Source organism: Haloferax profundi (assembly GCF_001469865.1).
GTDB classification, from domain to species: Archaea; Halobacteriota; Halobacteria; order Halobacteriales; family Haloferacaceae; genus Haloferax; species Haloferax profundi.
Genome location: NZ_LOPV01000039.1, coordinates 1 through 14,890, shown reverse-complemented (window position 1 = coordinate 14,890; position 14,890 = coordinate 1). Strand labels below are relative to the sequence as shown.

The 14,890-nt window shown below is 64.6% G+C and carries 17 protein-coding genes and 2 pseudogenes; 11 read left to right on the top strand and 8 right to left on the bottom strand.

What is annotated here, in order from left to right:
* Positions 1-67: 67 nt before the first annotated feature.
* Positions 68-976, bottom strand: a complete 909-nt coding sequence (locus tag AUR66_RS01965) for a hypothetical protein (protein ID WP_058570841.1) — start codon at positions 974-976, stop codon at positions 68-70.
* A 54-nt stretch (positions 977-1,030) separates the two neighbouring features.
* Here AUR66_RS01965 and AUR66_RS01960 point away from each other — a divergent pair, with 54 nt between their 5' ends.
* The 3 genes from AUR66_RS01960 to AUR66_RS01950 all read left to right on the top strand — a co-directional run bounded on the left by AUR66_RS01960 (position 1,031) and on the right by AUR66_RS01950 (position 3,706).
* The gene (locus tag AUR66_RS01960; protein ID WP_058570840.1) at positions 1,031-1,717 is read left to right on the top strand and encodes a lipoate--protein ligase family protein; all 687 of its coding nucleotides are present in this window, start codon (positions 1,031-1,033) and stop codon (positions 1,715-1,717) included.
* A gap of 63 nt (positions 1,718-1,780) precedes the next feature.
* Positions 1,781-3,070 carry a dihydroorotase gene (locus tag AUR66_RS01955; protein WP_058570839.1) on the top strand — a complete coding sequence of 430 codons (1,290 nt, stop codon included), beginning with the start codon at positions 1,781-1,783 and terminating at the stop codon, positions 3,068-3,070.
* A 114-nt stretch (positions 3,071-3,184) separates the two neighbouring features.
* Positions 3,185-3,706 (top strand): DUF7529 family protein, encoded by a 522-nt coding sequence (locus AUR66_RS01950; protein ID WP_058570838.1) that lies wholly within the window; start codon positions 3,185-3,187, stop codon positions 3,704-3,706.
* Here the strand turns inward: AUR66_RS01950 and AUR66_RS01945 are convergent.
* Positions 3,703-4,530 carry a DUF5806 family protein gene (locus AUR66_RS01945; protein WP_058570837.1) on the bottom strand — a complete coding sequence of 276 codons (828 nt, stop codon included), beginning with the start codon at positions 4,528-4,530 and terminating at the stop codon, positions 3,703-3,705. The two genes, AUR66_RS01950 and AUR66_RS01945, sit on opposite strands and share 4 nt — an antisense overlap.
* Positions 4,531-4,641: 111 nt before the next feature.
* Here AUR66_RS01945 and AUR66_RS01940 point away from each other — a divergent pair, with 111 nt between their 5' ends.
* Positions 4,642-5,010: a universal stress protein gene (locus tag AUR66_RS01940; protein WP_058570873.1), complete on the top strand. Its 369-nt coding sequence runs from the start codon at positions 4,642-4,644 to the stop codon at positions 5,008-5,010.
* Positions 5,007-5,546 carry a GNAT family N-acetyltransferase gene (locus AUR66_RS01935; RefSeq protein ID WP_058570836.1) on the top strand — a complete coding sequence of 180 codons (540 nt, stop codon included), beginning with the start codon at positions 5,007-5,009 and terminating at the stop codon, positions 5,544-5,546. Before AUR66_RS01940 ends, AUR66_RS01935 begins: the two co-directional genes overlap by 4 nt.
* Positions 5,547-5,579: 33 nt before the next feature.
* On the opposite strand, the gene AUR66_RS01930 is transcribed toward AUR66_RS01935, so the two are convergent.
* Positions 5,580-6,035 (bottom strand): universal stress protein, encoded by a 456-nt coding sequence (locus AUR66_RS01930; protein ID WP_058570835.1) that lies wholly within the window; start codon positions 6,033-6,035, stop codon positions 5,580-5,582.
* Positions 6,036-6,135: 100 nt separating this feature from the next.
* On the opposite strand from AUR66_RS01930, the gene AUR66_RS01925 reads away from it, so the two are divergent.
* Positions 6,136-6,597, top strand: a complete 462-nt coding sequence (locus AUR66_RS01925; RefSeq protein ID WP_058570872.1) for a universal stress protein — start codon at positions 6,136-6,138, stop codon at positions 6,595-6,597.
* A 99-nt stretch (positions 6,598-6,696) separates the two neighbouring features.
* The gene (locus tag AUR66_RS01920) at positions 6,697-7,950 is read left to right on the top strand and encodes a DHH family phosphoesterase (RefSeq protein WP_058570834.1); all 1,254 of its coding nucleotides are present in this window, start codon (positions 6,697-6,699) and stop codon (positions 7,948-7,950) included.
* 24 nt (positions 7,951-7,974) lie between these two features.
* Here AUR66_RS01920 and AUR66_RS01915 read toward each other — a convergent pair whose 3' ends face one another.
* The 3 genes from AUR66_RS01915 to AUR66_RS01905 form a co-directional block, all read right to left on the bottom strand.
* The gene (locus AUR66_RS01915) at positions 7,975-8,403 is read right to left on the bottom strand and encodes a DUF5807 family protein (protein WP_058570833.1); all 429 of its coding nucleotides are present in this window, start codon (positions 8,401-8,403) and stop codon (positions 7,975-7,977) included.
* Between the two features lie 128 nt (positions 8,404-8,531).
* The gene (locus AUR66_RS01910) at positions 8,532-8,969 is read right to left on the bottom strand and encodes a DUF7112 family protein (protein WP_058570832.1); all 438 of its coding nucleotides are present in this window, start codon (positions 8,967-8,969) and stop codon (positions 8,532-8,534) included.
* A gap of 21 nt (positions 8,970-8,990) precedes the next feature.
* On the bottom strand, positions 8,991-9,392 hold the full coding sequence (locus AUR66_RS01905; RefSeq protein WP_058570831.1) for a 30S ribosomal protein S6e: 402 nt from the start codon (positions 9,390-9,392) through the stop codon (positions 8,991-8,993).
* A 153-nt stretch (positions 9,393-9,545) separates the two neighbouring features.
* Here AUR66_RS01905 and AUR66_RS01900 point away from each other — a divergent pair, with 153 nt between their 5' ends.
* Positions 9,546-9,800, top strand: a complete 255-nt coding sequence (locus AUR66_RS01900; RefSeq protein ID WP_058570830.1) for a rubrerythrin-like domain-containing protein — start codon at positions 9,546-9,548, stop codon at positions 9,798-9,800.
* 355 nt (positions 9,801-10,155) lie between these two features.
* On the opposite strand, the pseudogene AUR66_RS21635 reads toward AUR66_RS01900, so the two are convergent.
* Both AUR66_RS21635 and AUR66_RS01885 read right to left on the bottom strand, forming a co-directional pair.
* A pseudogene (locus AUR66_RS21635) lies at positions 10,156-10,641 on the bottom strand (high-potential iron-sulfur protein); the annotation flags it as partial.
* A 197-nt stretch (positions 10,642-10,838) separates the two neighbouring features.
* Positions 10,839-11,933 (bottom strand): aminopeptidase, encoded by a 1,095-nt coding sequence (locus AUR66_RS01885; protein WP_058570829.1) that lies wholly within the window; start codon positions 11,931-11,933, stop codon positions 10,839-10,841.
* 111 nt (positions 11,934-12,044) lie between these two features.
* On the opposite strand from AUR66_RS01885, the gene AUR66_RS01880 reads away from it, so the two are divergent.
* The 3 genes and pseudogenes from AUR66_RS01880 to AUR66_RS01870 all read left to right on the top strand — a co-directional run bounded on the left by AUR66_RS01880 (position 12,045) and on the right by AUR66_RS01870 (position 14,632).
* Positions 12,045-12,917 carry an ATP-grasp domain-containing protein gene (locus tag AUR66_RS01880; protein ID WP_058570828.1) on the top strand — a complete coding sequence of 291 codons (873 nt, stop codon included), beginning with the start codon at positions 12,045-12,047 and terminating at the stop codon, positions 12,915-12,917.
* Between the two features lie 60 nt (positions 12,918-12,977).
* Positions 12,978-13,898, top strand: a pseudogene (gnd, locus tag AUR66_RS01875) (phosphogluconate dehydrogenase (NAD(+)-dependent, decarboxylating)); the annotation flags it as partial.
* Positions 13,899-14,047: 149 nt separating this feature from the next.
* The gene (locus AUR66_RS01870) at positions 14,048-14,632 is read left to right on the top strand and encodes a 2Fe-2S iron-sulfur cluster-binding protein (protein WP_058570826.1); all 585 of its coding nucleotides are present in this window, start codon (positions 14,048-14,050) and stop codon (positions 14,630-14,632) included.
* The last annotated feature ends 258 nt before the right edge of the window (positions 14,633-14,890 follow it).

Genomic DNA, 14,890 nt, shown 5'->3' with positions numbered 1-14,890 from the left:
TACCAGAACAGCTGTCAGGTCGATGATTCGCAGAAATCTCCACACTCGTGGACCGGCGACCCCTCGGTCACCCGAGTCGAATCGGGTCGTCACTCGGTCGAATCGTCACCTCGACGTCGTCGCCGACGGCGAAGTCGTGGCCGGGGAAGACGACTTTCGTCCCGAAGTCGCCACGGGAGGCGAACAACGACAATCCAGTCGCTCGCTTTCCATTGGCGAAGACGTCGAAGTCGGCCCACGGAACGTCGCGTCCGGCCGTCCGGCCGAGGTCCGCGCCGAGCAACGAGAGCGAGTGCCCGTCTGCGACGGGTGAGAGTGTCCCACCGAACCCATAGTGGGCGAGTCCGCCGTCTAAGACGACGCCCTCGTCGCTTCCAAGCCCGACGAACGCGTCCGGGTCGGCCTGTCCCTCCCGCGTCGGTCGGTCGAGGACGACGAACGTCTCCCCGACGTCGACGACGGTCCCACGTCCGTCCCAATCGAGCGGTGAGACGGAGACATCGACGTCGAGGGGGAGCGACCCCCGAGCACGGTGGTGGTTCGCCGTCGCCGGGCGAAAGCCGAGGTGGACGTGATTCGTGACCCACGGCGCGAAAAAGCCAGACCTGACGAGTCGGCCGATTGGGTCGCCGACTGCGACGGTGTCACCTGCGGCGACGTCGGGTTCGACGTGGAGAATGCGGGCGACGAGTCCATCACGCGGGTCGTCGCTACCGTCGCCGGTCCACGCCAACCCAGTGGCGTTGGCGTCAACGTCGAGCAAGACGAGGTACTCGTCGTCGTGGGCGTACGGTTTATCGGGTGCGCGGACGGTACGCGTCTCGCGGACGACGCCCGCGACGGGCGACCGAGCGACTGCGTCGTCGGCGTCGACGTAGAGGTCGATGGCGCACCCGCTATCGTGCGCGGGATACGGCGAGTTGTAGAGTGAGAATCGCTCGAAAGGGGCGAGGACCGACCGCGGCAGTCGCAGCATGGTCGTCGGGACGGGACGGATGTTCTTAGGTACGTCGGGGTGTTTCGGACAGGTATGCGCGTCATCCGTGGTCGTGGGCCCGACAGGGTGTCCGACCGGGAGATTACGGCGGCTATGCTCCGCGAGACTGGCGAGACGGGCGAACCCGCCTTCCGCGCGTGGACGCCGCACCGACAGATTGCGTTCGGCCGGCGCGACACGCGAGCGAGTCGATACGACGAGGCCGTCGCCGCCGCCGAGTCCAGTGGGTTCCCCGCACTCGAACGCTCCGTCGGCGGCCGAGCAGTCGCCTACACCGGAACGACCGTCGCGTTCGCCTCGGCGGTTCCGCTGGACGATTCCCGTGCCGGCCTCGACGAACGATACGAGGCAGCGACGACGGCAGTCGTCCGCGCACTTCGGACACTCGGCGTGCCTGCGCGACGCGGCGAACCACCGAAGTCGTACTGTCCGGGCGACCACTCGGTGCAGGCCGGCGGGAAACTCTGCGGCCTCGCCCAGCGAGTGCGGAAGTCGTCTGCACTCGTCTCGGGCGTCGTCGTCGTCACCGACAGAGACGAAATCGCCGAGGTGCTCGTCCCTATCTACGACGCAATCGACGTTCCGTTCGACCCGGAATCAGTCGGCAGCGTCGACACTGCGGGTGGACCGGCCGACCCAGAGGCAGTCTGCCGAGCACTCGAAGACGTGTTCGTCGACGACGCGACGCCACGACTCGAAGACGCGAGCGACCTGGCGTAACCGAGGGCGAGAAGCGTCACCCGAACCGTCGGACTTAGGGCGCGTCGCGTGGCACCCCCTCCTATGCGAATTGCGAACGCGACGGTGGCCGACGGGCGCGTGGTGGATGTCCGCGTCGAAGACGGACGCATCACCGCGGTCGGTGACCTCGACCCAGTCGCCGACGAAGCGACCATCGACGCCGACGAGAACCTCCTCCTGCCGGGCGCAATCGACGTCCACGTCCACTTCCGCGAACCGGGATTCGAACACAAAGAGACGTGGGAGACCGGGTCACAGAGCGCCGCCGCAGGCGGGGTGACGACTGTCGCCGACCAACCGAACACGGACCCGACCACGACGAGCGGAGAGGGGTTCGACGCGAAGGCCGAGCGTGCCGCGAAGTCGTGTATCGACTACGGCATCAACGGCGGTGTCACACCCGACTGGGACCCCGAGAGCCTCTTCGACCGACCCCTGTTCGCCCTCGGTGAAGTGTTCCTCGCCGATTCGACCGGCGACATGGGCATCGACGCCGACCTGTTCGAGTCGGCCGCCAAGCGCGCGGGCGAAGCAGGCGTGCCCGTGACCGTCCACGCCGAAGACGCCGACCTGTTCGACGACGCGGCCATCGAGGGTGACCTCGGTGGCATCGGCCGCGACGCCGACGCCGACGCGTGGAGTGCCTACCGCCGCGCCGAGGCAGAAGCGGCGGCCGTCGAACGCGCCGTCGGTGTCGGCGGCGAGACGGGTGCGCAGATTCACATCGCCCACACCAGCACGCCCGAGGGCGTCGACGCCGCCCGCGACGGCGGGGCGACCTGTGAAGTGACGCCGCACCACCTGTTCCTCTCGCGAGACGACCTGTCGGACCTCGGCACCTACGGCCGGATGAACCCGCCACTCCGGTCAGAAGAACGCCGGGAAGCCATGTTCGAGCGTCTCGCAGACGGCCGAATCGACGTGGTCGCGACCGACCACGCGCCGCACACGACCGACGAGAAAGACCAGTCACTCCTCGACGCGCCGAGTGGCGTCCCCGGCGTCGAGACGATGGTCCCACTCCTCCTCGGTGCCGCCGTCGATGGCGACCTGTCGCTCGAACGTGTCCGCGACGTGGTCGCGACGAACCCCGCGGACATCTTCGACCTGCCGCAGAAGGGTCGTATCGAAGCGGGCGCAGACGCCGACCTCGCACTCTACGACCTCGACGCCGCACGCGAGATTCGCGGCGACGACCTGCACTCGAAGTGTGGCTGGACCCCGTTCGAGGGCTTCACCGGCGTCTTCCCCGAGTGGACGATGCTCCGCGGCGAGATGGTCTGGGACGGCGAGGAGTTCGGCGACGTGACGGGCGAGAACGTCAGGGAATAATCCGCTCCCGCAGTTCCTGTCTCGGTCCCACCCCAGTACGCCCTCCACCCACACACCGCCGGAGTCCGACAAGCGAATCCTTTTCCCGTCGGACCCACCGAGACAACGACACACATGACCGACGAGCAGACGCCGCCGCGAACGCGCGGGCCGAACGCGGGAGACCCGCACGCACTCGAAGGAGTGTTGTCGTTCTGGGAGACGGTGGTCGAAGACGCCGAAGCGACCGCCGAGGAGTACGAGTCGGAAGGCTGGGAGACACTCGTTCTCCACCCCGGTGACGTGACCGTGCTCCCTCCCGCGAACCTGCCGGACGCGACGGACCGCGTCGGGTTCGACGTCCTCGTGCCGGGGAGTGAGTTCGAGACACTCTCCGAGTGGGTCGAAGACGCCGCGTTCGACAGGTACGACGTGTACCGCGCCCGCGAGGGCGGGACGGTGTTCGCCGTCTCCGTGGTTCAGGCCGCAGAAACGGGGACGGCCGTGGTCGTCCCACTCTACTACGGCGTAGACAAGGTCGACGTGATGGCGAAGAAAGCGCGCGAACAGGGAGAATTACGCCTCTACGTCCGACCCGTCGAAGCAGACCGGCGCGTCGAACTCGTCCAGTCCGACCCGGACCCGCTGTTTCCTTAGTCGTCGTTCGAGAGTTCTTCGCTTCGGAGTTCGGTACTCGCCTCGCGAACCTCGCGCATGACGCTGGAGATGCGCTCTTCGGCCTCCAGTTCTTCTTCGACAGAGAGGTCGACGCCTTCGACTTCGAGGAGGAACTTCGCAATCTCGGTGACCTCGTACATCATCTCGTCGAGTTCTTCGGCCGTGAAGAATCCGGACATCGCGCCGTAGAGGAACGTCGCGCCCGACTTGCGCACCTTGTCGCGGAACGCAGACCGCGCCTGATTGACTGCTTGCGGCGAGTACGTGTCGGTCATGAAGGGGACGAGTTCGGGGAGGTTCTCACCGATTTTCGTCATCTCGACGCCCGTCTCGGTGCGGAAGTCGGCACAGAGGCGTGCGATGGCCCACTCGCGCGCCGTCACGTACGTTCGCTCGCGGAGGAAGTCGTTGACGCGGTCGTACTGCGCGCCGTCAACCTTCTTGAAACGGGCGTACTTCTGTACGTCCTCCGGGACGTCGGCCTCCGGTTCGGTATCCGACTCGGCGTCGGTGTCGGTAGCCGATTCGGTGTCGGCGTCCGCCGCATCGTTCTCGTCCTCGTCACTCGCATCGGCGTCCGGTCTATCACTCACATCGGCGTCCGACGCTGCACCTGTATCGGCGCCCGACTCCGTCTCCGCCGCGTCTTCCATCTCCACACCAGCCTCCGATTCTGCATCCGCCCCTGCTGTGTCGGCCGACGAAGACGCCGACGGGTCGTCGTCTTCGACCGGTTCGGTCGGGTCCGACCCCATCTCGGCGTCGGCCGACCCCTGGTCAGCCTCACCAAACTCGTCTGTCATACCGCGGGGTACCGCGGCACGGCCGAAAAGGGTTCCGCGACGACGAGGGGGACCATCTCGTCCCCCGAGTCCGGGCAAGGGTTTTCTATCATCCCCGCGAGAATGGGAATCATGAAGGTACTGCTCGGAATCGGTGGCAGCGACGATTCCATCCGAGCGTTGGAGAAGACGGTCGAACGAACGGCGAACGCCGACGACGACCTGACCATCGCTATCGTCGAGAACCCGTCCGTAGAGCGCTCACGCGACGACATCGAATCGAAGGTCTCGGAGGTGCTCTCTGGCCTCGGTATCGACGCGACGGTCCGCCACCTCGAAGGCGACCCCGGAAGTTCGCTCGTCGACTTTGCCGAAGACGAGGGATTCGACCAACTCGTCTTGGGCGGCGGTGAAACGAGTCCGATGGGGAAGATACAGATCGGGAGCATCGCGGAGTTCGTCCTCCTCAACTCCCACGTGACGGTCACGCTAGTCCGATGACTCGAACGTACTCCGACGTCGTCGCAGACCCGTACGAGGCCCCGCCCCTGTCGTTCACCGACAAGGACGACAGAACCATCGAGGTACGCGCCTACGAGGGCACGGACGAGGAACTGGAGTCACTCGTCGACATGTACGAGTCGTTCGACCCCTCAGACCGGGCACAGGGCATCCCTCCGGGACGCGAAGACCGCATCCGCGACTGGTTAGACAACATCCTCGACGACGATTGCCTGAACGTCGTCGCGTGGGACGGTGACGACGTGGCGGGCCACGCGACGCTCGTCCCCGACGGCGACGCGTACGAACTCGCCATCTTCGTCCACCAGACCTACCAGCGTGCGGGTATCGGCACGCGACTCATCAAGGCACTCCTCGGACACGGACGCGTCTCTGGCGTCGAGAAGGTGTGGCTCACCGTCGAGCGTTGGAACCGTGCCGCGGTCAACCTCTACCAGAACGTCGGCTTCGAGACCAGCGACGCCGAGAGTTTCGAGTTAGAGATGACCATCCGTCTCTCAGAGCCTGACGAATAACTGGCCGTTCGACGGCGAAACGCCGGTCGGTCGTCAGGCCGACAGAACGGGCTGACTCGCGTACAAGAGGACGTACTCGGCGGCCTTCGCGAGGACCTCACCCGGGTCGCCAGAGACGGGTTCGCGCGGCACGACCACGAAGTCGGCTTCGAGTTCTTCTGCGGTGTCGAGGACGACGCTACCGGGATGACGGAGTTTGCTCGTCGGCGAGAACCCGTACGCGACAGACGTGGTGATAGGGACGCCGGCATCGTGGGCAATCGCCGAAATCGTGTCGGTGACAGCTTTACTGTCTTCGGCGACTGCGTCTTGGTCGACGACGCCCTGCTCGATAGCGCGGACGACGTCCTCGCCGAGGACGTGGACAGCGTGGACTGCGGCGTCGTACTCGGCCGCGACGGCGACGGCGTACCGGGCCGCACGCGTCGCCTCCTCGCTTTGGTCGACCGGCACGAGGACGAGGTCGATAGAGAGCGGGCGCGATGACATGTCCCCACCTCCGTCGGGGGACGACAAAAAACTCACCCACCGTCCCTACATCTCGCCGACCCGGACGGGTTTTATCACCTCGCACGGAGAACCCGTGGACATGTTCGACACCATCGTCATCGCCACGGACGGGTCGGCGAGTGTCCGCCGCGGCGTCCGGGTCGCCGCCGACCTCGCCGAGCGATTCGACGCCGACGTGCACGCACTGTACGTCGTCGACGCCGGCGACGTGGAGACTGCCCCGGAGCGACTCCGCGACGAGATGCGCGACGCACTCCAAGAACGCGGTGAGGAAGCGCTGGCAGATGTGCAAGCGGAGACCGACCGAGAGGTGACGTTCGCGGTGCGTGAGGGCCGGCCAGCGGCCGAGATTTCGAACTACGCCCGCGAAGTCGACGCAGATTTAGTCGCGATGGGTACCCGCGGCCGTCACGGCGAGAACCGCTTCCTCATCGGGAGCGTCGCCGAACGTGTCGTCCGAACCTGCCCCGTCCCGGTGCTGACAGTTCGGCAACTCGAAGAGGGGTCGGTCGACACACTCCTCGGCGAAGAACCGGCCTGAGTGGGCGACGGCGACACGGAGACGGCCCGTCTCCGACCAGAGCGACCGCACTCCGAGACAATCGGCAGGAGTTTTCCCCGTCGCGTTCGACCCGCTGGTATGGAAGACGAGCTCATCGACAGTTCTCGACTCTCGCTCCCCCGAAAGTCTGTCCTCCCGGGAGCGGGCTTTTTCTACCCCGACTCGCTCGACGAATCGCGCGCCGAAGAGCGTGCCAGAGAGAAACTCGAAGGCGCCTCGGTCGCCGTCGTCACCGACACTGACGCCGACGGCCTCGGGTGTGTCGCGCTCATCCGCGAGATGTACGACGCCGCCCTCGACGTCGAAGACTTCGAAGACCGCATCGAAGAGCGACTGCGCGACGACGACGAGGAAGAAGCAGTCGAAGACGACGCCGAAGCCGAAGACGCCGTCGTCGACGTTGCTGAAGAGGAAGAAGAGCGACCCAAATCGCCCGTCGCGCTCGTCGGGTCGAGTCCGTACTCGCTCGAAGACGACCTGCTGCGCGTCGCCGAGTACGCGCCAGAAGGCATCGACGTGTTCGTCTGTGACCTCTGTCCGGACAAGTACGAGTACGTCGAAGACGAACTCGAAGCACTCGCCGAGGTTGCCGGTGCGATTCACTGGTACGACCACCACCAGTGGAAACCCGAGGTCGAATCGAAGGTTCGCGAGGCAGGCGTGGACCTCGTCGTCGGCGAGTCCGACGAAGAATGTTCGACCGACGTGGCACTCCGCGAACTCGACTACGACTTCGACGACCGATTCGTCGAACTCGCCGCGGTCACTCGCGACCACGACCTCTGGCTGAACGAAGACGAGCGGAGTCAGGACCTCGCCGACTACGCCTACTGGACCTCGAAGGAGGAGTACGTCGCCGTCGTCGGTGCCTACGGTGCTGACCTCCCGCCTGTCGTCGAAGACTACATCGCACACCGTCGCATCGAGAAAGAGAACCTCATCGAGGCCGCCGTGGACCGCGCAGACATGAAGGCGGTCGGTGACTGGACCGTCGGCATCACCTACGGTCGCTGTTCGCAGAACGAAGTGGCAGACGCCCTCCGCGAGAAGGGCGCCGACGCCGCGGTCATCGTCAAACCCGCCGGAAGCGCGAGTATCCGTGGGTCGGAGGATTTCGAACGCTGTCACGAAGTCGCCGACCTCGTCAACGGCGGTGGCCACCCGAAGGCCGCCGGGTGCAAACCCGACATCTACGACGACATGCTCGACTACGCCCACCACTGGACGACGCAGGGTGCGACCACGAAGCGCGTCATCCTCAACGCGTTCGAACGCGTCGCGGAGATGCCAGAAGAAGAAGAAGAAGAAGAAGATATCGAGACGGACCGGTAAGACCGACTCAGAACTGTCGTCGCGTTATTCGTCGTCGACGACCCAGCGGTCGGAGTACGTCGTCCCGCAGGTGCACTTCGCGTAGGCGTGGACGACGTCGCCGTCTTCGTAGATACCGCCGACCTCCTCGTTTTGCGCCTCGGCGAACGAGAAGATGAACTTCGCTTCGTGGTTCTCGTCGGGTGCCGCGTCGGGGCAGGTGCCGCCACTCAGGTCGTGGTCGATGTCGCCGTCGTTGCCCATCGCCGTCTGGGCGAATTCCATCGCGTCCATCCCCGTTCCGGCGGCGAACGCGCGGCGTCCGTCGTCGCCGGGGACGACGAGGATGTACCCGTTTTCGACCTCTTCGCCCATGTTCGGGAGTTTGCCTTCGCTGTCGAGATACTCGTGTGTCAGAAAGAGCGCCACGTCGTCGAGGCGCTCGCCCGCGAGGTACTCCGCTACCTTGCTCATACCCCGCCTAGGGGAATCAGGCCCTAAAAGCGGCGTGTATCTGCGTGGCTGGAGGCGACTGACTCGCCCGGTAAGGTGGGCCGGCCGAGCTAACTACTCGCCCGGCTGAACTGCACCGGCCGAGCTAACTACTCGTCCGACAACCCGAACTTCTCCGCGATACTCGAAAGTGAGTCGTTCGGACGCTCTGTGATTCGGTAGACGGTACGGACACCGGGGACGCGGAGACCGAACTGGTAGCCACCGTCGAGCGAGTCGAGTTCGACGGCATCGTCTGGGCCGCGGTCGTTCTCGCGACACCACTCGACGAGGCGGTTCTCACCCTCGCCGGGCGACCGTGCGAGGCGTTTGTTGTCGTACGCACCGCGAATCACGAGACCAGAGGTGTCGGCGGAGAGACGAGCGTGGTAGGCTGTTCCGTCGAGGTGGAGGCGAACGAAGTCGCCGCCGGCGGCCGGGACCTCGTCGGGGACGCGCAGACAGGGGCGACGAGTGCCGCCGCTGCGGGCGATGCTCGCGCGGAACGTCTGGACCGACGGATGGTCGGATGGTAGTTGCTCGGGCACGAAAGAGAGTAGCGAGAAAGCTTACTCGTCTGCTTCTTCTTCGTCGTCGTCTTCGCCGAGTGCGGCGGCGACGTCGCCGCCTTCGACGACCTTCGCGTTGATCTGGACGGTCTCTTCGGAGACCTGACGACCGCGGACGGTGACACGCTTGCGCTCGCCGTCACGGGACGGAGCGTAGCCGATGCCGCCTTCGCTGAGGATTTCCTTGAGGTTCGAACCGGGGACTTCGGGGTGCATCGGACGACCGGCCTTGTCGGACCCGCCCGTCAGTTCGAGCGTGAATCCGTCGAGGCCGACGGCACCGCCGTCGACCTCGTCACCGAGGTCACGGCCGAGGAATCGGTTTGCGTCCTGTCCTTCGACGTCGAACTGGTGGGTCTCGCCGGAGTCGGGGTCGGCGACGACGACCATGAATTCTGCCATGCGCGGATGAAAACGGTCGCGGATAAAAAGTACGTCGAAAGCGTGTCTCGGGACCAGTCCCGTCGAAACCCCGCGAGACGCCCGAATTCGGAACGATCACGCCTGAGAACGACTGTGTCAACAGTTAACTCCTAGCACAGCGTATGGACACGCATGACCGACGATATCACCACACGCGAGCCGACAGACCTCGTGGAAGCGGAGTCGAGAGAACTCGTCGAACCGGAACCGACCGAACTGGCCGAGCGCCGTCCCGAAGAACTGGTCGAACGACCGACCGAAGTGCTCGTCGAACGGGCGTGGTACGAGTGTGTCTCGTGTGGCTACCGCTCTGGGCACGGCGTCCACGAACAGCTGTGTCCCCGCTGTGGCGGCGTGCTGAAGCACATCGGGGTGGCCCAAGAGTAAGTCCGAGTTAGCTCTCTTGTTCTGCTTCTGCGTCTTCGATAGACTCCCAGACGACACACCAGTCTTCGGGGTCGATGTAGCCTTCGACTTTCGCGCACGCCCCGAACCCGTCACCGTTCTTGTCCGGGATGTACTCCGCGCAGTTCCCACAGTCGCTGCCTTCGTCGGCGAATCCTGCTGCGACAGCGTCGTCCGCTTCTTGGAACTGAACTTCCTCTTTCGTGAACAAGCGGTCTGGGTCTCGTTCTTCGTTCGCCTGTGACAACGCGGTCCGGTACGCCTCTGGGACCGGTCCGCGCTCGAACTCCTCTTCGGAGACGCCTTCCGGGAGTTCCTCTTCGTGGTCTTCTCCGTCGCCTTCCGCCGTCTGCTCTGCTTCCGCTTCGGCTTCTTCGATAGACTCCCAGAGGACGCACCAGTCTTCGGGGTCGACGTACCCCTCGACTTTCGCGCACGCCCCGAACCCGTCGCCGTTCTTGTCCGGGATGTACTCCGCGCAGTTCCCACAGTTCGTCCCTTCGACGGCGAGTCCCGCCTCGAACGCTGCGTCTGCCTCCTGGAATTGGACGTCTGGCTTCGCGAGCAAGCGGTCTGGGTCTCGTTCCTCGTTCGCCTGAGACAGCGCTGTCCGGTACTCTTCGGGAACCGGACCGCGCTCGAACTCCTCTTCGGAGACACCCTCTGGAAGTTCCTCTTCGTGTTCTTCTTCCGTCATCTCCTCGGTTGTCGTCGTCTCAGTCTCTTGAGACCCACCACCCCCGAGACAACCAGCAAGACTCAGAACTGTGCCACTCCCCGCCAGTTGAAGGAACCGCCGCCTCGTCCGGCTAGAATGTGCCATAAAGGAGCTAGTCTGTCAGCGCACTTTGGTAGGCGTATAGTTACCACGTATCAATAGCGAATAGTAGACTATTATTCTGACACGTCGAAGACGAGTGCGACAGACGACGACAGTCGCCGAGCCAACCTCTCCAACAGAACGTCCTAACCCTTCGTCTCCGTGTCGTATCGCCCTCCTAAGCGGAACGACAGGCCACGTTAAAAGCCGTCTTCCCAGCGGAAGACGCCATTCCGCTGGACGACTTCGCCGTCGACTTCGATGCGCGAGTCCTCGCTCATGTCGGTTATCATGTCTACGTGGACTGCAGACTGGTTGCCGTCTTCGCCCTCGGGGAGGCAGGCGTCGTAGGCGCGCCCGACGGCGAGGTGGATGGTGTCGCCCATCTTCTCGTCGAAGAGGATACTGTCGGTAAAGCGGTCGATGCCGCGATTCATGCCGATGCCGAGTTCGCCGAGACGGCGTGCGCCCTCGTCGGTATCGAGGATGCCGGCGAGTGCCTCTTCACCCTGTCCCGCGCTGAAGTCTACGACTTCACCACCTTCGAACGTGAGGTGGACGTTCTCGACGCGGTGGCCTTCGAGCGTCATCGGCACGTCGAAGAACACCTCGCCCTCGACGGCGTCTTCGACGGGTGCGGTGAACACCTCGCCGGACGGGAGGTTGTGTGAGTCGTAGACGACAGACGCACCGGAGTTGACCGCCGTCCGCCCCTCGATGGACATCGTGAGGTCGGTGTCTTCCTTGACGATTCGGACCTCCGACCCGTCGTCGAGAATCTCTTTCATGTTCGCCATCTCGTCGGCGAGGGCCTCCCAATCGCGGAGGACGGCATCGTAGACGAAGTCGGCGTACTCCTCGTAGGACATGCCGGCCTGCTGGGCCATCGCTCGTGTGGGGTGGACCGTCGAAACCCAGTCGGTCGCCATACGAGCCTCACGAACTGCTTCCGTGGCACGGCCGTAGGCTTGCCGTGTCTCGGTTGGCACGTCTGCCGTCGTGGCCGTGTTTCGCGTGCCACCGAGGAAGAGGACCGAATCGGCCGCCTCGTAGAGTGCGAGTTCGTGTTCCGGGAGTTCGAAGTCGCCGTCGTGGGCGCGCAGGTACGCGCGCTGAACCTCCTCTGATGCGTAGGTCGTGACGACGTTCGCGCCGCGTTCACCGAGTGCCTCGGCGACGGCGACAGCGAGGTCGTGAGCGCCCTCACCGACCGAAAGGACCACGTCGTCGCCGGCCTCGATTCGTGCGCTCCAATCGACGAGTACCTCGGCGTGCTCGTAGATGCGTTCGTCCATACGCGGACCTCGCGGGGGGCGGTAAAAACGTCGGCGTCTGGCGACCGTGACGCACCCATCTCCGAGAATCGTGACAGAACGCTTATCGCCCGACGTGCGACACACCATCCCGTGACCTCCATCGCACTCGCCACCTGTGAAGAACTCCCCTCGCTCGTCGACGACGACGCGTCGTTTCTCGACGCACTCCGTGACCGAGGCGTGACCGCAGAACCGACCGTCTGGTCCGACGAAACTGTCGAGTGGAACGACTACGACGCCGTCGTCGTCAGGTCGATTTGGGACTACTACAAGCGCCCCGACGAGTTCAGCGCGTGGGTCGACGAACTCGACGCCTCGTCCTGTACAGTGTTGAACTCGGTCGAGACACTCCGCTGGAACAGCCACAAGTTCTACCTGCGGGACTTGGAGCGACACGGCGTCTCGACGCTCCCGACCGAGTACGTCGAACAGGGCGGTGACGTGTCGCTCACGTCGGTCTTCGACGACAGAGGGTGGGACGAACTCGTCGTCAAACCTGCGGTGAGCGCCGGCGCGTTCGAGACGAAACGAATCGGCCGCGAGGACGCCGAAGCAGAGCAGTCGTGGGTCGAAGCACTCGTCGCACAGAAGGACGTACTCGTCCAGGAGTTCGCAGACGACATCACCGACGGCGAGTGGTCGGTCGTGTTCTTCGGCGACGAGTTCAGCCACGCCGTCGTCAAACGCCCGGAGTCGGGAGATTACCGCGTCCAAGAGAAACACGGCGGGAGCGTCCACGTCGAGACACCGAGCGAGACGCTCCGTGACCACGCGAGAGACGTCGTCGACGCAGTTGCCGACGAGATGGGTGGCGACCGTCCGCTGTACGCCCGCGTCGACGGCGTCGAACGAGACGGCGACTTCGTCCTCCTCGAAGTCGAACTCATCGAACCCGAACTGTTCTTCCGGGTCGATGCCGACGCCGGTAGTCTCCTGTCGGACGCGATACTCGACCGACTCTGAAAACGAGTTCGGCCGGGCCGACTCGTTCGTCCTGCGCGCCAAACCACAACCACTACCTCCCCCCGAAGACGACTCCGTCGCATGCAACTAGGCGTCATCGGCCTCGGCCGTATGGGGCGCATCGTCGTCGACCGAGTGCTCGATGCCGGGCACGAAGTCGTCGCCTTCGACCTCTCCGAAGAGGCAGTCGCAGCAGCGGCAGACGCGGGCGCAGAACCCGCCGAGAGCGTCGCTGACCTCGCCGACCGACTCGGAGACGACAAGCGAATCTGGCTCATGGTCCCCGCGGGCGACGCGGTGGACGCGACGCTCGACGACCTCGACCCGCACCTCGACGCAGACGACGTGGTCGTCGACGGCGGCAACTCACACTTCGAGGCGTCGGTTCGTCGTGCCGAAGCATGTTCCGCGGCGTACCTCGACTGTGGAACCTCCGGCGGTCCCGCCGGGGCCGAACTCGGCTTCTCACTCATGATTGGTGGCCCGCAGTGGGCCTACGACGAGATGACACCCGTCTTCGACGCCGTCGCGACCAACCCCGATGGCCACGACCGGATGGGCGAAGCAGGGTCCGGCCACTACGTGAAGATGGTCCACAACGGCGTCGAATACGCGCTGATGCAGGCCTACGGCGAAGGCTTTGAACTGCTCGCCGAGGGCCGCTACGACCTCGACCTCGAAGCGGTCGCGCGCACGTGGAACAACGGTGCAGTCATCCGCTCGTGGCTCCTCGAACTCTGCGAAGAGGCGTTCCGCGAGGAAGGGACCGACCTCGGCGACGTGGACGACCACATCGCTGGCGGGTCGACTGGCACGTGGACGGTCCAAGAAGCACTCGAACAGGAAGTGCCCGTTCCGCTCATCTACCAGTCGCTCGCCGAGCGCTTCGGGTCGCGCGCCGACGACCGATTCTCGCGCCGCCTCGCCAACCGACTTCGATACGGGTTCGGCCGTCACGAAGTCGCGCGAAAAGACGAGTAACCGCGTCGACAGAAAACGGGCACCAACACAGGTCGCCCCGAAATATTGTGGGAACTTACCCGTCGACGCCGTCTCCCCGGCGGATTTGACAGTTCGGCGACGGCGCCACAATCACAATTTCCTTAACCCCTCCCTCCATATCCGCCCTCATGGCAGTCATCAGTCTGGTGGGTGTCGGGGCCGGATTAGTCCTGGTACTCCTCGCCGTCGCCCTGCACTTCTCGAAGGGCACCGGTTGGGAACCAACCGCCGACATCACGCAAGAGGTCCTCGAGCGCCGTGCGGCGACCGTCCCGGAGACCGACTTCCCCGAACCAATGAACCGCTCCATCGGCGGTGGCGCGGTCGCTGGTGCAATCGCCGGTGGCGAAGAAGGTGCCGAACTCGAAGGCGAAGAAGCCGAAGAGGAAGAACCGAGCCCCGCGGACATGCCCGAAGACGAAGTCGAGTACTTCGAAGTCGAGTTCGTCAAGCAAGGTGAGACCATCGAACTGGCGAGCAACCAGACGGTCCTCGACCAGGGTGAAGACGCAGGGATGGACCTTCCGTACGCGTGCCGCCAGGGTTCGTGTGTCTCCTGTGCCGCGAAGATTACCAACGGACCCGCCGAAGAGTACGTGACCCACCACACGCAAGAGACCCTCTCCGACGACGAGATGGACAACGGGTACACCCTGACGTGTGTGGCCTACCCGAAGGCCGACTTCGCCATCGAGACTGGCGAAGCACCGTAACGACTCGAACCCACCATTCGTTTTCTCGCGCTCGCTTTCTGAGTTCTCGCCTCGCCACGCGAGTCGTCTCTCTTGGGCGCGTTTTTGACTCGGGAGAGTCTGCCGCGCTCGACCTCCTGAGAAAATTATCGACGCCTTGAAACGCACGCCGCGTGTCTCACAGGTTCAGTGTCTGTCCCCGAAGGAGGTTCACTCACCGAGGGTGACCTCAAACGTCCAATGTTCGAACTGGCGTGGCCGATTATCGTCACCGAACTC

What these genes read in the sequence shown, in the direction of transcription:
- AUR66_RS01885 (WP_058570829.1), bottom strand. Translation starts at nt 11,933, where the DNA reads ATGGACGAACGCATCTACGAGCACGCCGAGGTACTCGTCGATTGGAGC.
- AUR66_RS01940 (WP_058570873.1), top strand. Translation starts at nt 4,642, where the DNA reads ATGAAGGTACTGCTCGGAATCGGTGGCAGCGACGATTCCATCCGAGCG.
- AUR66_RS01945 (WP_058570837.1), bottom strand. Translation starts at nt 4,530, where the DNA reads ATGACAGACGAGTTTGGTGAGGCTGACCAGGGGTCGGCCGACGCCGAG.
- AUR66_RS01950 (WP_058570838.1), top strand. Translation starts at nt 3,185, where the DNA reads ATGACCGACGAGCAGACGCCGCCGCGAACGCGCGGGCCGAACGCGGGA.
- AUR66_RS01960 (WP_058570840.1), top strand. Translation starts at nt 1,031, where the DNA reads ATGCGCGTCATCCGTGGTCGTGGGCCCGACAGGGTGTCCGACCGGGAG.
- AUR66_RS01955 (WP_058570839.1), top strand. Translation starts at nt 1,781, where the DNA reads ATGCGAATTGCGAACGCGACGGTGGCCGACGGGCGCGTGGTGGATGTC.
- AUR66_RS01930 (WP_058570835.1), bottom strand. Translation starts at nt 6,035, where the DNA reads ATGTCATCGCGCCCGCTCTCTATCGACCTCGTCCTCGTGCCGGTCGAC.
- AUR66_RS01905 (WP_058570831.1), bottom strand. Translation starts at nt 9,392, where the DNA reads ATGGCAGAATTCATGGTCGTCGTCGCCGACCCCGACTCCGGCGAGACC.
- AUR66_RS01920 (WP_058570834.1), top strand. Translation starts at nt 6,697, where the DNA reads ATGGAAGACGAGCTCATCGACAGTTCTCGACTCTCGCTCCCCCGAAAG.
- AUR66_RS01925 (WP_058570872.1), top strand. Translation starts at nt 6,136, where the DNA reads ATGTTCGACACCATCGTCATCGCCACGGACGGGTCGGCGAGTGTCCGC.
- AUR66_RS01965 (WP_058570841.1), bottom strand. Translation starts at nt 976, where the DNA reads ATGCTGCGACTGCCGCGGTCGGTCCTCGCCCCTTTCGAGCGATTCTCA.
- AUR66_RS01935 (WP_058570836.1), top strand. Translation starts at nt 5,007, where the DNA reads ATGACTCGAACGTACTCCGACGTCGTCGCAGACCCGTACGAGGCCCCG.
- AUR66_RS01870 (WP_058570826.1), top strand. Translation starts at nt 14,048, where the DNA reads ATGGCAGTCATCAGTCTGGTGGGTGTCGGGGCCGGATTAGTCCTGGTA.
- AUR66_RS01915 (WP_058570833.1), bottom strand. Translation starts at nt 8,403, where the DNA reads ATGAGCAAGGTAGCGGAGTACCTCGCGGGCGAGCGCCTCGACGACGTG.
- AUR66_RS01900 (WP_058570830.1), top strand. Translation starts at nt 9,546, where the DNA reads ATGACCGACGATATCACCACACGCGAGCCGACAGACCTCGTGGAAGCG.